Annotated in this window: 13 protein-coding genes; 11 read left to right on the forward strand and 2 right to left on the reverse strand. The window is 70.9% G+C overall.

Annotated elements, in window-relative coordinates; genetic code table 11:
* The first annotated feature begins 2 nt into the window (after positions 1-2).
* Positions 3-2,009, forward strand: coding sequence for a VanW family protein (locus tag ACIBP6_RS00940; protein WP_397047493.1), 2,007 nt, complete (start codon positions 3-5; stop codon positions 2,007-2,009).
* Between the two features lie 218 nt (positions 2,010-2,227).
* Here ACIBP6_RS00940 and ACIBP6_RS00945 read toward each other — a convergent pair whose 3' ends face one another.
* Positions 2,228-3,280, reverse strand: a complete 1,053-nt coding sequence (locus ACIBP6_RS00945; protein WP_397047494.1) for a PQQ-dependent sugar dehydrogenase — start codon at positions 3,278-3,280, stop codon at positions 2,228-2,230.
* 128 nt (positions 3,281-3,408) lie between these two features.
* On the opposite strand from ACIBP6_RS00945, the gene ACIBP6_RS00950 reads away from it, so the two are divergent.
* From ACIBP6_RS00950 to ACIBP6_RS00990, 9 genes are all read left to right on the forward strand, one after another.
* Positions 3,409-4,227, forward strand: coding sequence for a 2-hydroxyacid dehydrogenase (locus ACIBP6_RS00950; RefSeq protein ID WP_397047496.1), 819 nt, complete (start codon positions 3,409-3,411; stop codon positions 4,225-4,227).
* A 236-nt stretch (positions 4,228-4,463) separates the two neighbouring features.
* The gene (locus ACIBP6_RS00955; RefSeq protein ID WP_397047498.1) at positions 4,464-7,082 is read left to right on the forward strand and encodes an EAL domain-containing protein; all 2,619 of its coding nucleotides are present in this window, start codon (positions 4,464-4,466) and stop codon (positions 7,080-7,082) included.
* Between the two features lie 205 nt (positions 7,083-7,287).
* Positions 7,288-9,024 carry an acetolactate synthase large subunit gene (locus tag ACIBP6_RS00960; protein WP_397047500.1) on the forward strand — a complete coding sequence of 579 codons (1,737 nt, stop codon included), beginning with the start codon at positions 7,288-7,290 and terminating at the stop codon, positions 9,022-9,024.
* Positions 9,021-9,545, forward strand: coding sequence for an acetolactate synthase small subunit (gene ilvN / locus ACIBP6_RS00965; RefSeq protein ID WP_132613531.1), 525 nt, complete (start codon positions 9,021-9,023; stop codon positions 9,543-9,545). Before ACIBP6_RS00960 ends, ilvN begins: the two co-directional genes overlap by 4 nt.
* A 23-nt stretch (positions 9,546-9,568) precedes the next feature.
* Positions 9,569-10,552, forward strand: coding sequence for a ketol-acid reductoisomerase (ilvC, locus tag ACIBP6_RS00970; RefSeq protein ID WP_132613545.1), 984 nt, complete (start codon positions 9,569-9,571; stop codon positions 10,550-10,552).
* Between the two features lie 608 nt (positions 10,553-11,160).
* Positions 11,161-11,352, forward strand: coding sequence for a LysR family transcriptional regulator (locus ACIBP6_RS00975; RefSeq protein ID WP_397047503.1), 192 nt, complete (start codon positions 11,161-11,163; stop codon positions 11,350-11,352).
* An 8-nt stretch (positions 11,353-11,360) separates the two neighbouring features.
* Positions 11,361-11,894, forward strand: a complete 534-nt coding sequence (locus tag ACIBP6_RS00980; protein ID WP_397049256.1) for a LysR substrate-binding domain-containing protein — start codon at positions 11,361-11,363, stop codon at positions 11,892-11,894.
* 117 nt (positions 11,895-12,011) lie between these two features.
* Positions 12,012-12,779, forward strand: a complete 768-nt coding sequence (map, locus tag ACIBP6_RS00985) for a type I methionyl aminopeptidase (RefSeq protein WP_397047505.1) — start codon at positions 12,012-12,014, stop codon at positions 12,777-12,779.
* A 335-nt stretch (positions 12,780-13,114) separates the two neighbouring features.
* Entirely contained in the window at positions 13,115-13,369 is a 255-nt protein-coding gene (locus ACIBP6_RS00990; RefSeq protein WP_397047507.1) for a hypothetical protein, read from the forward strand.
* A 27-nt stretch (positions 13,370-13,396) separates the two neighbouring features.
* On the opposite strand, the gene ACIBP6_RS00995 is transcribed toward ACIBP6_RS00990, so the two are convergent.
* Positions 13,397-14,368, reverse strand: coding sequence for an adenosine deaminase (locus tag ACIBP6_RS00995; protein WP_397047509.1), 972 nt, complete (start codon positions 14,366-14,368; stop codon positions 13,397-13,399).
* 38 nt (positions 14,369-14,406) lie between these two features.
* On the opposite strand from ACIBP6_RS00995, the gene ACIBP6_RS01000 reads away from it, so the two are divergent.
* Positions 14,407-15,153, forward strand: coding sequence for an ABC transporter permease (locus ACIBP6_RS01000; RefSeq protein ID WP_397047511.1), 747 nt, complete (start codon positions 14,407-14,409; stop codon positions 15,151-15,153).
* Positions 15,154-15,284: the final 131 nt, after the last annotated feature.

A 15,284-nucleotide genomic window follows, 5' to 3' on the forward strand; every position in this document is an offset into this window, starting at 1 on the left:
GCGTGCGTAACGCCGGACCGATCGAATCACCGACCGACCCGTTCGCCTCGGTGCCTCTGCCCACGTCGGGCAAGTCCAGGAAGCCGCGCATCGAAGGGCTGCCGCCCGGCGTCTCCCGGGACATCTTCGGCCCGCAGGACCGGCAGGAGCCAGGATCGAGCCCGGGAGCCGGGCCGGGCGGACCGGGCGGACCGGGCGGACCGGGCGGACCCTCAGGCGGCGGCACGCTGCCCCCGCCCGCGCCGCCCGCGCAGCCCTGGCCGATGGCCGGCAAGGAGAAGCCCTCCGCGCCCATGTTCGGCTCCGAGCCCGAGCGGCCGCCGGCGTACGACCCCGAGCCGCCCAGGCGCCGCCGGCTGCTGCCCGGCCTGGTGACTCTCGTCGTCCTGCTCGGGGTGCTGGCGTACGTGGTGCCGGCCGTGCTCATGTCGGGGTCGGTGCTGCGCGGCACGCACGTGGCCGGCGTGGACATCGGCGGCCTCACCGTGACGCAGGCGGCCGACAAACTCCGCACCGAGCTCGGCGCGCAGCTCAGCGGGCCCGTCGTCGTGCAGATCGGCGACAGGAAAGAGACCCTCCAGCCCCAGGAGGCCGGGCTCGAACTCGACGTCGTCGGCACGATCGGGCAGGCCCCCAGCGGCTTCCCGACCCCCGCCGAGGTGTGGCGCGGCCTCACCGGCACGACCGAGCTCCAGCCGGAGATCAGCGTCGACGCCTCCCAGCTCACCAGGCTCGTCGAGGGCCTGGCCGAGACCGTCGACCAGCCGGCCGCCGAAGGCCGGGTGTTCTTCGCCGGGCTGCAGCCCAGGTCCCGTCGCCCCGCCGACGGTGTGGTGCTCGACCGCGACGACGCCGTGCGCAGGATCGGTGACACCTTCATGAGCGGCGGCGGCACGCTCCGGCTGACCCTGCGCCCCGCCACGCCCGTCACCACCCCCGAGGCCGTCGCTGACGCGCTGGAGAAGGCCAGGCAGGCCGTCGCCGCGCCGATCACGCTCGCCCTCGGCGCCAAGCGGGTGCAGCTGCCGCAGACCGTGATCGCCGCGAACCTGACGTACGTCTCCGACGGAGAGGGTGGGCTCGCGCCGCGGTTCGACGCCGAGGCCGCGCTGGCCGGCATGGAGAGCAGCCTGGTGGACGCGGCGCAGCTGCCGCGCGACGCGACGTACGAGATCGTGGCCGGCAAGCCCGTCCTGGTGCCGGCGCGCACCGGGCGCGGGGTCGACGACCGGCAGCTGGCCACAGCCGCCGAGCAGGTCTTCGCCGAGGGCGGCGACCGGACGATCCCCGTCCGGCTCGAGGCCATCGCGCCCGCCGTGCAAACCTCGCAGATCGACGGGCTCGGCATCAACGAGCTGGTCAGCTCGTTCACCACGACGTTCGCGTGCTGCCAGGAGCGGGTGAAGAACATCCAGCGCATGGCGCAGGAGCTCGACGGGCACGTGGTCAAGCCGGGGGAGACGTTCTCGCTGAACGATTTCGCGGGCGAGCCGACGGTCGGCGACGGCTACGTCGAGGCGGGGCAGATCGTCGACGGCCGGATGGTGACGATGGTCGGCGGCGGCGTCGCGCAGGTCGCGACCACGATGTACAACGCGGCGTTCTTCGGCGGTTTCGAGGACGTGGAGCACCGGCCGGTCCAGTACTCCACCACCGGCTATCCCGCCGGGCGGGACGCGGACCTGGTGTACCCGGACGTCGACCTCAAGTGGCGCAACGACTCCGACAACGGGGTGCTCATCAAGACGGCGTACACCGACACGTCGGTCACCGTCACGCTGTGGGGCACGAAGCGGTACGAGAAGATCGAGGCGGTCGAGTCGGAACGGCGGGACTTCACCCCGTTCCGGCGTGAGACCAGCACGTCGCCGGCGTGCGTGCCGACGACGGGGCAGCAGGGATTCACGATCGACGTCACGCGGGTCTTCCACCAGGACGGCAAGGTCGCAAAAAAGGACCCGAAGCTGACCACCGAGTACCGCCCCCAACCCCAGCTCACCTGCACCTGACGGCACCGAGGCCGGACCCGGACCACCGTCCGTTCGTGCCCGGTCCCTTCGGCGCCGAGGCCTGAACGGGTGACCACCATCCCGGCGCTTCGGGGTGGTGAGCCTGCGGAAAGGGGGGCGCATGCCCCTTTTCGTCCGTCCAACGGGACTGTGTGGCGGGACAGCCGCCCGGGGCCGCCCTCCTGCGAACGGGGGAAGCCCGGGTGGACGGAGGCCGGTCAGGAGGTCGGGGTGAGGGAGACGATGCGGTCGTCGCCCTGACGGGGGGAGCCGCGGCCGTCCTTGTTGCTGGTGCCCACCCACAGGGTGCCGTCGGGGGCGTTGGCGACGGCGCGGAGACGGCCGTAGCGGTCGGCCAGGTGGGCCACCGGACGACCGGCCGAGCCGTCCTGCCCCAAGGGGACCTGCCAGAGCCGTTCACCGCGCAGCGCCCCCACCCACAACGACCCGTCCGCGTACACCATCCCCGAGGGCGACGCCTCGTCGGTGGTCCAGGTGAGGATCGGGTTCACGAAGCGCGGATCGTCGCCGCGCCCCTCGACCTCGGGCCATCCGTAGTTGGCCCCCGCCCTGATCAGGTTGACCTCGTCGTAGGAGCTGGCGCCGAACTCCGAGGCGTACAGCCGCCCTGACGGGTCCCAGGCCAGCCCCTGGACGTTGCGGTGCCCGTAGCTGTAGACGAGGGTGCCGAACGGGTTGCCCGGCGCGGGCGCCCCGTCCGGGGTCATGCGCAGGATCTTGCCGCCGAGCGAGTCGCGCCGCTGGGCCAGCTCGCCGTCGCCGACCTCGCCGGTGGTGGCGTACAGGTGCCCGTCGGGCCCGAACGCGAGCCGCCCGCCGTTGTGGATGCCGCCCTTCGGGATGCCCTGGACGATCACCCGAGGCTCGGACAGCGTGTCGCCGGTCAGCCGGTAGCGGACGATCCGGTTGTCCTGCTCCGCCGTGTAGTAGAGGAAGACCTGGTCGCCCCGCACGGCCACGCCCATCAACCCGCCCTCGCCGTCGGGCCGCACCCCCTCGATCGTCGCCAGCTCCCGTACGTCACCGGCCGGGCTCACCCGCAGCAGGCGGGCGGTGTCGCGCTCGGTCACCAGCGCGTCGCCGCCGGGCAGGAAGGCGATCCCCCACGGCACCGACAGGTTCGTCGCGACGTCCTTCGGTTCGCCGGGGGCGGCCTCGGCCGACACGGCGGCCGTGGGGAGCACCTCTCCGCCGCCGGCGGAACACGCGGTGACGACGGCCATCAGCATGATCGTCCAGAGCTTCCTCATGTGTTCCATACTTCCCCCGGAGTCGTAAGGTTCTCGGCATGAAGACCTGGGTTCCGTCCGATGCGGTGGCCGATGCGCTTTCCGGCCTTCCGGGGGTTGATTGCGCTGTTTACGATGGCACGTCCCCGATGCCGGAAGGCGTGGCGGACGTCGAGGTGTGGATCCCGCCGCTGCTCAGCGTGCCCGACGTCCCCGGAACGCTGGCCAGGATGACCTCGCTGCGGCTGCTGCAGACCGTGACGGCGGGCGTGGACGCGTACCGGCCGCACATGCCGCAGGGCGCGGTGCTGTGCAACGCGCGCGGCGTCCACGACGCCGGGACCGCCGAGTGGGCGGTCGGAGCGATGATCGCGGTGCTCAGGGAGTTCCCCGCCTTCGTCGACGCCCAGCGCCGCGGCGAGTGGACCTACCGCCACACCGGCGTGCTGGCCGACTCGACCGTGCTCATCCTCGGCTACGGCTCCATCGGCGCCGCGCTCGAACGCCGCCTGGCCGGCTTCGAGGTCGAGGTCGTCCGCGTGGCACGCAGCGCCCGCGAGGGCGTGCACGCGATGGAGGAACTGCCCGCGCTGCTGCCCGCCGCCGACGTCGTCGTGCTGCTGGTGCCGGCCACGCCTGACACGGCGGGGATGGTGGACGCCAAGTTCCTCGCCCGGATGAAGGACGGCGCCGTGCTGGTCAACGCCGCGCGGGGCGGCGTCGTCGACACCGACGCCCTGGTCGCGGAGCTCAAGACCGGCAGGCTGCGGGCCGCGCTCGACGTGACGGCGCCCGAGCCGCTGCCCGAGGGTCACCCGCTGTGGAGCGCTCCCGGCGTGCTGATCACCCCCCACGTCGCGGGCAGCACCCCGGCCTCCGGGCGGCGGATGCTGCGCCTGATCCGCGCCCAGCTGGAGCGCTATCTCGCCGGAGAAGAGCTGATCAACGTCATCACCGAAGCGTACTGAGAGGATTCCGGAACGTGTCAGGTCCGTGACCTTCGGTGCGTACGGTTGCGCTTGCGGGAAGTTCCTGACTCACTGTCAAGGGGTTCTTGGCGGCAATTGGTCTGTGTGGTTATCAGATCGGTGACGACATCGGCGTTGTCACCACCCGCGCACCCACGACCGCACACACTGGCGAAGTGATCGACCGGACTTCGGCGGTCGCAGGTGCAGAGTACGAGACGGGATGGGCAACGACTGTGATCCGCTGGCGTGATCCACGGGTGCCGCCGGCCGCCGCAGCGGCCGCAGGCGTGGTGGCGGTCGCCGCCGCGCTCCTGGCGCACGTTCCTGCCTCGGTCACCGGCGCGGTCGCCGGAGGCCTCGCGGCGCTGGTCGCCGCCGCGTCTCTGCTGGTCGCCTCGGTCCGCCAGGCGGCCACACACCGTCAGACGGCCTCGGCCGCGCGCTGGATGGGCGGCGGCGCCGTCATCTGGGCCGCCGGGGTGGCGCTGCGGCCGTTCGCCGAAAGCTTCGTCGTCAACTTCGCCGACATGTTCGTGCTGCTCGGCACGGTGGTCACGGCGGGCGGTGCGCTGGTCGCGGCCGACCGCGTGTTCCCCGCGGCCTCGGCCCTGCGGCGCCTGAGCGACGCCTACCTGTGCACGGCCTCGATCTTCCTCGTCGGCTGGGTGGTGGCGCTGCGGCAGGTCTACGCCGACACGGGCGACGCCGGCACGTTCACGCTCGTCATGCTGCCGCCCATGGTGGCGCTGCTGGTGACGTGCGCCGTGATCCCGCCGGTGCTCACCAGCACGTCGTCCTCGTGGTTGCTCGGCGTGGCCGGCGGAGGCGTGCTGGCCTCGATGACCGTGGCGGGGGTCGGCACGGCGGTCGCCCGGCTGAGCGACGGCGAGCCGCAGCTGTGGAGCGTCCTGCTCGCGCCGGTGGTGTTCCTGCTGCTCGCGGCGGTCCCGTGGGGGCCGCGCCCGCGGGTGGCCGGACGCGCCGTGATCGGCCACGCCGTCGCGCTGGCACCGCTCGTGCTGGTGTCCGTGGCCGCCTGCACGATCCTCGCCCACCTGGCGGGCGGCCGGCCGGGGCAGCCGGTGACGGGCGTCGTGGTGGTCGCGGTGTCGGTGGTGCTGCTCCTGCTCGTGCGCCTGTTCGTGCTCGCCGCCGTCAACTCCCGGCTGCGCGGCCTGGTCCGCACCGGCGAGCGGCAGCTCATGGAGCTGGCCGAGAGCACCGGCGACGTGGTGTTCGTCTGCGACCACGACGGCGTCGTCCGCGAGATAGGCCCCGGCGTCGAGGTCACGTACGGCTACCCTCCCGACGAGCTGGTCGGCGGCTCGATCTTCGACTACATCCATCCGGAGGACGTGCCGGGCATCCAGCTCGCCATGCGCGCGATGCACCCCGACGAGGAGAGCCCGTCGCCCGGCGCGTGCATGATCGCCTGCCGCGTACGCGCGGCCGACGGCACGTGGCGGCCCACCGAGTCGGTCGCCACCCGCCACGTCGGCGGCGACGACCTGATGCTGGTGACCACCAGAGACGTCAGCGACCAGGAGGCCCTGCGCAACCAGGTCGCCCACCTGACCTTCCACGACGGTGTCACGGGGCTGCCCAACCGCGCCTACTTCGAGGAGCGCACCCGCGAGGTGCTCTCCGGCCGCACGTCGGGAAACGTCGCGGTCATCTTCCTCGACCTCGACGGGTTCACCTCGGTCAACGACTCGGTCGGCCATGCCAGCGGCGACTACCTGCTCGGGCAGGCGGCCCGCCGGCTGCGCGGCGCCGTACGCGCCGACGACACGCTGGCCCGGTGGGGCGGCGACGAGTTCGCGGTGCTGGTGGAGACCGGCGGCGAGGCGCAGGTCGCGGTCGACCTGGCCGAGCGGCTGGTGCGCACGGTCTCGCAGGAGCCGTTCCGGGTCGCCGACCGCGACGTGGCGCTCACGGCGAGCGTGGGCGTGGCCTTCACCGAGGACGGCATGCCGGCCGGCGACCTCATCCGCAACGCCGACGTGGCGATGGCACGCTCTAAGGAGCTGGGCGGCCGGCGCGTCGAGGTGTTCGCCGCCCAGATGCACGCCGACGTCGTACGCCGCCTGGAGCTCGCGGCCGACCTGCAGCGGGCGCTGATCGACCAGCAGTTCGCGATCGAGTACCAGCCGGTGGTCGACCTGGCCACCTCGCGGGTGACCGCGGTGGAGGCGCTGGTGCGCTGGTTGCGCGGCTCGGAGTTCGTGCCGCCTGAGCAGTTCCTCGGCCCGGCCGAGGACACCGGGCTGATCGTGCCGCTGGGCGAGTGGATCCTGCGTGAGGCGTGCCGCGAGGTGGCCGCCTGGCGGGCCTCGTCGTGGGACATCGGGCTGTCGCTCAACCTGTCGGCGCGCCAGATCACGGCGCCCAGGTTCGTCGAGACCGTGGCGGACGCGCTGGCCGAGAGCGGGCTGCCCGCCTCGGCGCTGACCCTGGAAGTCATCGAGGAGATGCTGGTCGAGGACGCCGACGAGACCGTCAGGCGCCTGTCGGAGCTGCGTTCGCTCGGCGTGCGGCTGGCGATCGACGACTTCGGCACCGGCTACGCGTCGCTGGCGTTCCTGCGGCAGCTGCCCGTCGACATGATCAAGATCGACCCGTCGTTCGTGGCGGGGCTGGGCAGCGACGACACGCTGACGCTGCTCACCCGGACGATCGTGCGGCTCGGTCACGACCTCGGGCTCACCGTGGTGGCCGAGGGGATCGAGCGTCCGGAGCAGCTCGAGCTGCTCAAGCAGATGGGCTGCACGCGTGGGCAGGGCTTCCTGGTGGCGCGTCCGATGGCGGCGCGCGGGGTCGACTCGCTGATGCGGACGAGTCTCACTGTTTGAGACTTGGTGTCCACCAAGTTGACACCGGGGCGTTCGGAGCGGCTATGGTGTTGAACATGCTTCGCAGTGAGATTCTCGTAGTACTTCGCCGGCGCGCAGGCCGATAGCGAAGCACGACGACCTGCGCGCCGCCCCAGCCCCGCCGTTCGGTGGGACGGGGCATTTTTTATGTCCTTAAGCGAGTAGCCACGCAAGGAACGAGCCGATGACCGAACGGATGACAGGTGCACAGGCCCTGGTCAGGGCGCTGGAGCACGTGGGAGTCGACACAGTGTTCGGGATCCCGGGCGGTGCCATCCTCCCGGCCTACGATCCTCTCTACGACTCGACCAAGGTCCGGCACGTGCTCGTACGGCATGAGCAGGGTGCGGGGCACGCGGCCGAGGGCTACGCGCAGGCGACCGGCAGGGTCGGGGTGTGCATGGCGACGAGCGGCCCAGGGGCGACCAACCTGGTGACGCCGATCGCCGACGCGTTCATGGACTCGGTGCCGATCGTGGCGATCACCGGTCAGGTGGCCTCGTCGATGATCGGCACGGACGCGTTCCAGGAGTCCGACATCTCCGGCATCACCATGCCGATCACCAAGCACAACTTCCTGGTCACCGACGCCGACGACATCCCTCGTACGATCATGGAGGCCTTCCACATCGCCTCCACCGGCCGGCCCGGCCCCGTTCTCGTGGACATCTCGAAGGACGCCCTGCAGGCGCAGACCGAGTTCCGCTGGCCGCCCACCATGCAGCTGCCCGGCTACCGCCCGGTCACCCGGCCCCACTCCAAGCAGATCCGCGAGGCCGCCAAGCTGATCGCCGAGGCCAAGCGACCGGTCCTGTACGTCGGCGGCGGCGTGCACAAGGCCCGCGCCTCCACCGAGCTGCTGGAGCTGGCCGAGCTGGCGGACATCCCGGTGGTCACCACGCTGATGGCGCGCGGCACGTTCCCCGACGGCCATCCGCAGCACCTCGGCATGCCCGGCATGCACGGCAGCGTCTCCGCGGTCGGCGCGCTGCAGAAGTCCGACCTGATCATCGGCCTGGGCGTGCGCTTCGACGACCGGGTGACCGGCGACCTGTCGACGTTCGCGCCGCGCGCGAAGATCGTGCACGCCGACATCGACCCGGCCGAGATCTCCAAGAACCGCCACGCCGACGTGCCGATCGTCGGCGACTGCAGGGAGGTCATCACCGACCTGATCGCCGCGATCCGGGCCTCCGGCCAGAAGGGCGACTACAGCGACTGGTGGAAGCTGCTCAACGGCCTCAAGGAGACCTACCCGCTGGGCTACGACACGGCCGAAGACGGCTCCCTGGCCCCGCAGTACGTCATGGAGCGGCTGAGCGCGATCGTCGGCCCCGACGCCTACTACGTCTCCGGCGTCGGCCAGCACCAGATGTGGGCCGCGCAGTTCATCGAGTACGAGAAGCCCGGCACGTTCATCAACTCCGGCGGTCTCGGCACGATGGGCTTCGCCGTCCCGGCCGCGATGGGCGCCAAGATGGGCTGCCCCGACGCCACGGTGTGGGCCATCGACGGCGACGGCTGCTTCCAGATGACCAACCAGGAGCTCGCCACCTGCGCCATCGAGGGGGTGCCGATCAAGATCGCCGTGATCAACAACGGTAACCTCGGCATGGTGCGCCAGTGGCAGACGCTCTTCTACGACGAGCGTTACTCCAACACCGACCTGCAGACCACGCGCCGCATTCCCGACTTCGTCAAGCTGGCCGAGGCCTATGGTTGTGTGGGCCTGCGCTGTGAGCGTCCGGAGGACGTGGACGCAGTGATCGAGAAGGCCATGGAGATCAACGACGTGCCTGTCGTGATCGACTTCGTCGTCCACCAGGACGCCATGGTCTGGCCCATGATCGCGGGAGGCGCCAGCAACGACACCATCCAGATCGCCGTGGACATGGCGCCGAAGTGGGAGAACGAGGAATGACCAGACACACGCTGTCGGTGCTTGTCGAGAACAAGCCGGGTGTCCTCGCGCGGGTGTCGGCGCTGTTCAGCCGGCGCGGGTTCAACATCGACTCGCTCGCGGTCGGGCCCACCGAGCATGACGACATCTCCCGCATCACCATCGTGGTGAACGTCGAGGAGCTGCCGCTGGAGCAGGTCACCAAGCAGCTCAACAAGCTGGTGAACGTGCTGAAGATCGTCGAGCTCGACCCGGCGCAGTCCGTGCAGCGTGAGCTGATGCTGATCAAGGTCAAGGCCGACGCCGAGAGCCGTTCCCACGTGCTGGAGCTCGTCCAGCTCTTCCGGGCGCGCTGCGTCGACGTCGCGGCCGACGCCGTGACCATCGAGGTCACCGGCACACACGACAAGCTGGAGGCGTTCATCAAGGTTCTCGAGCCGTTCGGGATCAAAGAACTCGTCCAGTCGGGCATGGTGGCCATCGGCCGCGGCGCCCGTTCCATCACCGACCGGTCCCTCAGGGCATTGGACCGTACCGCCTGAAAGGTTTAGAGCAAGTGACCGATATTTACTACGACGACCAGGCCGACCTGTCCATCATCCAGGGACGCCACGTGGCCGTGCTGGGGTACGGCAGCCAGGGCCACGCCCACGCGCTTTCGCTTCGCGACTCCGGTGTGGACGTGCGCGTCGGTCTGCCGGAGGGCTCCAAGAGCCGCGAGAAGGCCGAGAACGACGGCCTGCGCGTGCTCACCCCGGCCGAGGCGGTCGAAGAGGCCAACCTCACGATGATCCTCGCGCCCGACCACATCCAGCGCCACCTGTACGCGGAGCACGTCGCCCCCAACCTGGTCGAGGGCGACGCGCTGTTCTTCGGCCACGGCCTCAACATCCGCTACGGCCTCATCGAGGCCCCCGAGGGCGTCGACGTCTGCATGGTCGCCCCCAAGGGCCCCGGCCACCTCGTGCGCCGCCAGTTCGAGGCCGGGCGCGGTGTGCCCGTCCTCGTGGCCGTCGAGAAGGACGCCTCCGGCAAGGCCCTCGACCTCGCGCTGTCGTACGCCAAGGGCATCGGCGGCACGCGGGCCGGCGCGCTGCGCACCACGTTCAAGGAGGAGACGGAGACCGACCTGTTCGGCGAGCAGGCCGTGCTGTGCGGCGGCGTCTCCGAGCTGATCAAGGCGGGCTTCGACACGCTCATCGAGGCCGGCTACCAGCCCGAGGTCGCCTACTTCGAGTGCCTGCACGAGATGAAGCTCATCGTCGACCTCATGTACGAGGGCGGCATCTCGAAGATGTACTGGTCGGTCTCCGACACGGCCGAGTACGGCGGCTACACCCGCGGCCCGCGCATCGTCAACGAGGAGACCCGTCAGGAGATGCGCCGCATCCTGGGCGAGGTCCAGGACGGCACCTTCGCGCGGCAGCTCGTCGAGGAGTTCGACGGCGGCCAGCAGGAGTTCAAGCGTTACCGCGCCGAGCTGGCCGAGGACGCCATCGAGAAGACCGGCGCCAAGCTCCGCCCGATGATGAGCTGGCTCAAGGCCTGACCGACGCAGGAGCAGCGGCGGGCGGGGGTTCCCGCCCGCCGTCTCTCTGTCCCAGCGTCATCCGCAGGACGACCCTCCCGACGGTACGCCCGGCCGCCAGGTCCGTCGGCGCCTGGGCGAGCGTACTCGCCGCCGGTCAGCGGGCGCACCCGCCCGGCGGCGAGCTCGATCAGGCCGGTCAGCGGCTCGGCCGCGGTGCTTCCCGGCAGGCGCAGGTGCGCGCCCAGCCCGTGGCCCCCGACCGCGATGTCGCGCTCGGTGAGCAGGCCGGCGTCGACCGGTCTCGGGTCGGCGCCGCCCGAGGTCCCCTACGGGATGAGGCGGCCGAAGGGGGGGCGGCGCGGCGTCGAACACAGGGCCGCCCACCGCGTCCTGCACCACGTTCACCGGCGAGCGGCCGTTGGCGTCGATCGCCCGCGCGGCGTAGCCGTCCGCGGCGCCGTCGATCGCCGCGTCCGTGCCGAGGCCCGAGCCGTTCGGCACGCATCACACTCTCGGACCCTGACGCCAGGGCCTGCCCGCCGGGCATGCCATCGGGCGGTGTTTCCGCAGGAACGTACGCCTTCCATGCGTTCTCGTCGCATGAAACGATCTCACCCCGACCGAACGTGGCAGTGGACGGCGAGGGCAGCGTGCCGGCGGCCGGGGACCGGCTCGGAACCCAGTCAGCAGTCTCGCACGCGCTGCGCGCCGCCGAGCGCGAGACGGAGACCGTGCTGTTCGACCGCGGCGCGGCGGCGCCCGGGCCACTGCGGCGGGGCAGGCGGCGGTCGGTCCATGCGCGGCAGATCCTGCGCTGATGGAGGTCATGAGGACCGGCACGCGGAACGCCGCCCGGGGCGAGGCCACGGGGACGATCCGGCTCGCGGCCTTCCGCAGCGCCGCCTTCGGCCTGCTGCCCAGGGTCCTGGTGCGGTTCGGGCGGCGCCATCCCCGGGTCAGCGTGGACGTGCGCATCGTGCCCGACCTGGGCAGGGACCTCGCCGGCGAGGTGGCCGACGGGCGGGCCGACGTGGGGTCTGTGCACGTCGAGGGCCTGCTCGGCCGGGAGTTGGACGCCGAGCCGTACGTGCCGGCCCATCCGGATCCGCGCGCTGTCGATGATCGACTGGCCCGAGAACTGCTCGGGCGACACCCGGCGCCGGCCGGCCGCGCACGAGTGGATCCCGCCCGGCGACATCACGGTCGAGGACGACGGGGTGGTCATGCCCATGGTCGGTCACGGGCTCGGCGCGGCGATCGTGCCGAGGCTGTCGGCCGTGGGGGCGCCGCCCAAGGTGGCCACGGCCAAGCCCGGCGACGGAGGGCCGCTGCGTCGTGTGGGCTACGTGACCACCCGTGAGCTCGCCGGATCGGCGCTGATCGGCGATCCGCTCGACGAACTGCGCACCCTGTCGTCCGCCGGACGCGCCTGAGCGTGATAATAATACCGGTATTATTATCGACGCAGGGAGGCGAAGTGATCGAGCTCAAGTCGGCCGGGGAGATCGAGACCATGCGGGAGGCGGGCCGGGTGGTCGCCGCCGTGCACGCCGCGGTGCGCGGGAGCGCGGGCGTCGGAGTGTCGCTCCAGCAGCTCGACGAGGTGGCCAGGACGGTCATCGAGGAGGCGCGGGCGGGGGCGTCGTTCCTCGGTTACCACCCGTCGTTCGGCGCGACGCCGTACCCGGGGGTGATCTGCACCTCGGTCAACGGGGTCATGCTGCACGGACTGCCCACGTCGTACCGGCTGCGCGACGGCGACCTGATCAGCGTCGACTGCGCCGCGTACGTCGACGGCTGGCACGCCGACGGCACGGTCAGTTTCACGGTCGGGCACCCCCGCGCCGACGATCTCAAGCTGGTCAAGGTCGCCGAGGAGACGCTGGCCGCCGGCATCGAGGCGGCCCTGCCCGGCGGCCGGATGGGCGACATCGGCCACGCCATGTCCACGGTCGGCCGCGGCGCCGGCTACGGCATGCAGAACGACTTCGGCGGCCACGGCATCGGCCGGGCCATGCACGAGTCGCCGTTCGTCCCCAACGAGGCCCGCAGGGGGCGCGGGCTGCGGCTGCGGCCGGGGCTGGTGATCGCGATCGAGCCCAGCCTCATGGCGGGCGGCGCCGACGACTACGTCATGGCCTCCGACGGCTGGTCGGTGTGCTCGGGCGACGGCAGCAGAAGCGTGCACGTCGAGCACACGGTGGCCATCACCGACGACGGTCCGGTCGTCCTCACCCTGCCGTAGTAAGGGGCATATCTCGGACTTCGGCCGAGTTCAGAACGGCGTTCAAGGGTAATGGAATGGGGCGTACGGTGCGTGTGACCATGAACCTCCTCCAGGCGGCAGCCGCTCGGGGGCTCTGCGCCATGGTCCGGAAAAGGTCATGTGATCGCCGCCTGAACGCCGGGTGCACCACACGCGATCACCAAAACGGATGATCTCCGTTTGGGTTTTGTACAGGCGTTGCACACGGGCTGGTTAAGGATAAAGATCTCATGGTTTCTCGAATTGGGCGGCAGGGCAGATCTTCCCCCGGTAGCTACGGAGCGTAGTCAATCGGTATCAGAGGAGATACATTCATGTTCAAGACAGGGCTCATCCTCGCTGGGGTCGTCGGAGGTCTGGTTCTGACGAGCGGCGCCGCCTTCGCCAACGACTGGCCGAACGGCCACGACGACGCGGACAAGGCCTTCTTCGTCTGCGGCGACGAGAACGTCTTCGGCCGCGAGGTTGAGAACAACACCAACGGCCTGATCAACGTCGACACCGACGAGCTCCTGAGCGGGCTCCTCCTCGGCACCGCCGCGGACACGGTCGAGTGCTCGTCCCGCTGAACTCAGTCCTCATAGGCTGAACAAACCCTAGTTAAGGGGCCTGCCCGCACGGGTGGGCCCCTTAACTGTGTCTGTGGGGACCTCCGTGAAGGCCGCCTCGAAGGAGTTGCCGGCGATCCGGTCGAGCTGGGCGTCGGTCATCCCCAGCTCCCGCCGCAGCGCCGCGTAGTTGTCCTCCACGTAGCCGCCGAAGTAGGCGGGGTCGTCGGAGTTGACGGTCACGACCAGCCCCTCGTCCAGCATCGCGGGCAGGATGTGGTCGCGCAGGGACGGCACCACGCGCAGCCGTACGTTCGACAGCGGGCACACGGTCAGGGGGATGCCCTCGCCGCGCAGCCGGGCCACGAGCTGCGGGTCCTCCATCGCCCTGATGCCGTGGTCCACCCGCTCCACCCTGAGCACGTCCAGCGCCTCCCACACGTAGTCGGGCCCGCCCTCCTCGCCCGCATGCGCCACCCGGTGCAGCCCCTCGGCGGCGGCGATGTCGAAGACCCGCCGGAACAACGACGGCGGATAGCCCACCTCGGCCGAGTCCAGCCCCACCCCGATGAACCTGTCCCGGTACGGCAGCGCCGCCCGCAGCACCTCCTCGGCCTCCGCCGCCCCCCGGTCGCGCAGGAAGCACAGGATCAGCGCGGCCGACAGCCCGCCGTCCTTCAGCGCCTCCGACAACCCGCCGAACACCACCTCCAGCGGCACGCCCCGGCTCAGGTGGGCCTGCGGGTCGAAGAAGATCTCCGCGTGCCGCACCCCTTGCGCCGCCGCCCGCCGCAGATAGGCGGAGCCCAGGTCGTAGAAATCCTGCTCGGTACGGAGGACCGCCAGGTTCTCGTAGTAGACGTCCAGGAACGACTGCAGATTCGTGAACGAGTAGCGCGCGCGGATGGCTTCCCCATCGAAGGTCGGCAGGTCGATCCGGTTACGCCGGGCCAGCTCGACGACGAGCTCGGGCTCGAGGGTGCCCTCGATGTGCAGGTGGAGTTCCGCTTTGGGACGCATGACGACGAGTAAACCGGACCAGGCAGGTTGGAGGTATCGTGCGAACCTCTGAACTCTCACGCTGTGAGCTCGGGATGATCGCCGAGAGCGTCGTCGCGGTGGCGTCCGTGTTGTTCCGTACGGTCGAGCAGGCGTTCATGCCGGTCGCCATGTTGCTGCGGTCGGTGCCGCTCGTGGTGCTGACCCCGCTGATCACGCTGGCGTTCGGACGCGACCTGGTGGGCGTCGCGGTGATCGGCGGCATCGTGGTGTTCTTCCCCGCGCTGGTGAACATCGCCTTCGGGCTGCGCTCGGCCTCGCCGCAGGCCACGGACCTGATCCTGGCCTACGGCGGCACGCGTCTGACCGTGCTGCGCAAGGTGGCCGTGCCGACGGCGATGCCGGCGGTCTTCGCCTCGGCGCGGATCTCCGTGCCCGCCTCGATCATCGGCGCGCTCATCGCCGAGTGGCCGGCCACGGGGAAGGGCATCGGCGCCGAGATCCTGCGGGTGATCGGCGGGTTCCGCTACGACGAGGTGTGGGCCGACATCGTGGTCGTCACGGGGGTGTCCGTGTTCGCGTACGCGGTGGTCGGCGTGGTCGAGTCGCTGGTCTGGCCCGGTTCTCCGACCGCCGCCAGGCGTGATCGACGAAGGAGATCGCGGACCCGGCCGCCGTCCGTGTGCGGGGTGGGACGCGGCCGGGTCCGCCCGGAAGGAGCGCAAGGGGCGTGCGGTGGGATGCCGGCTCGGGGGGATGGGCCGGCGGCTGAGCCCGGCGCTCTCGTGGTCCAGGGACGCCTCTGAAGTGCGTCGAACGAAATTCTGGCCGCTCCGAGTCGGGTTTGTACTGAAATTCCATGGCAAAGCTGGAGCTCCAGGATGGGCCCGGTAAACCGCGGCGGCCCCCCACGCGTCGTGGAGGGCCGCCGTTCAGC

The sequence above is a fragment of the Nonomuraea terrae genome, assembly GCF_044465245.1.
GTDB lineage: Bacteria > Actinomycetota > Actinomycetes > Streptosporangiales > Streptosporangiaceae > Nonomuraea > Nonomuraea terrae.

Coding starts and splice junctions, on each gene's coding strand:
- ACIBP6_RS00995 (WP_397047509.1), bottom strand. CDS start 14,368: ATGCGTCCCAAAGCGGAACTCCACCTGCACATCGAGGGCACCCTCGAG.
- ACIBP6_RS00960 (WP_397047500.1), top strand. CDS start 7,288: ATGACCGAACGGATGACAGGTGCACAGGCCCTGGTCAGGGCGCTGGAG.
- ilvN (WP_132613531.1), top strand. CDS start 9,021: ATGACCAGACACACGCTGTCGGTGCTTGTCGAGAACAAGCCGGGTGTC.
- ACIBP6_RS00945 (WP_397047494.1), bottom strand. CDS start 3,280: ATGAGGAAGCTCTGGACGATCATGCTGATGGCCGTCGTCACCGCGTGT.
- ACIBP6_RS00950 (WP_397047496.1), top strand. CDS start 3,409: ATGCCGGAAGGCGTGGCGGACGTCGAGGTGTGGATCCCGCCGCTGCTC.
- ACIBP6_RS00980 (WP_397049256.1), top strand. CDS start 11,361: ATGAGGACCGGCACGCGGAACGCCGCCCGGGGCGAGGCCACGGGGACG.
- ACIBP6_RS00990 (WP_397047507.1), top strand. CDS start 13,115: ATGTTCAAGACAGGGCTCATCCTCGCTGGGGTCGTCGGAGGTCTGGTT.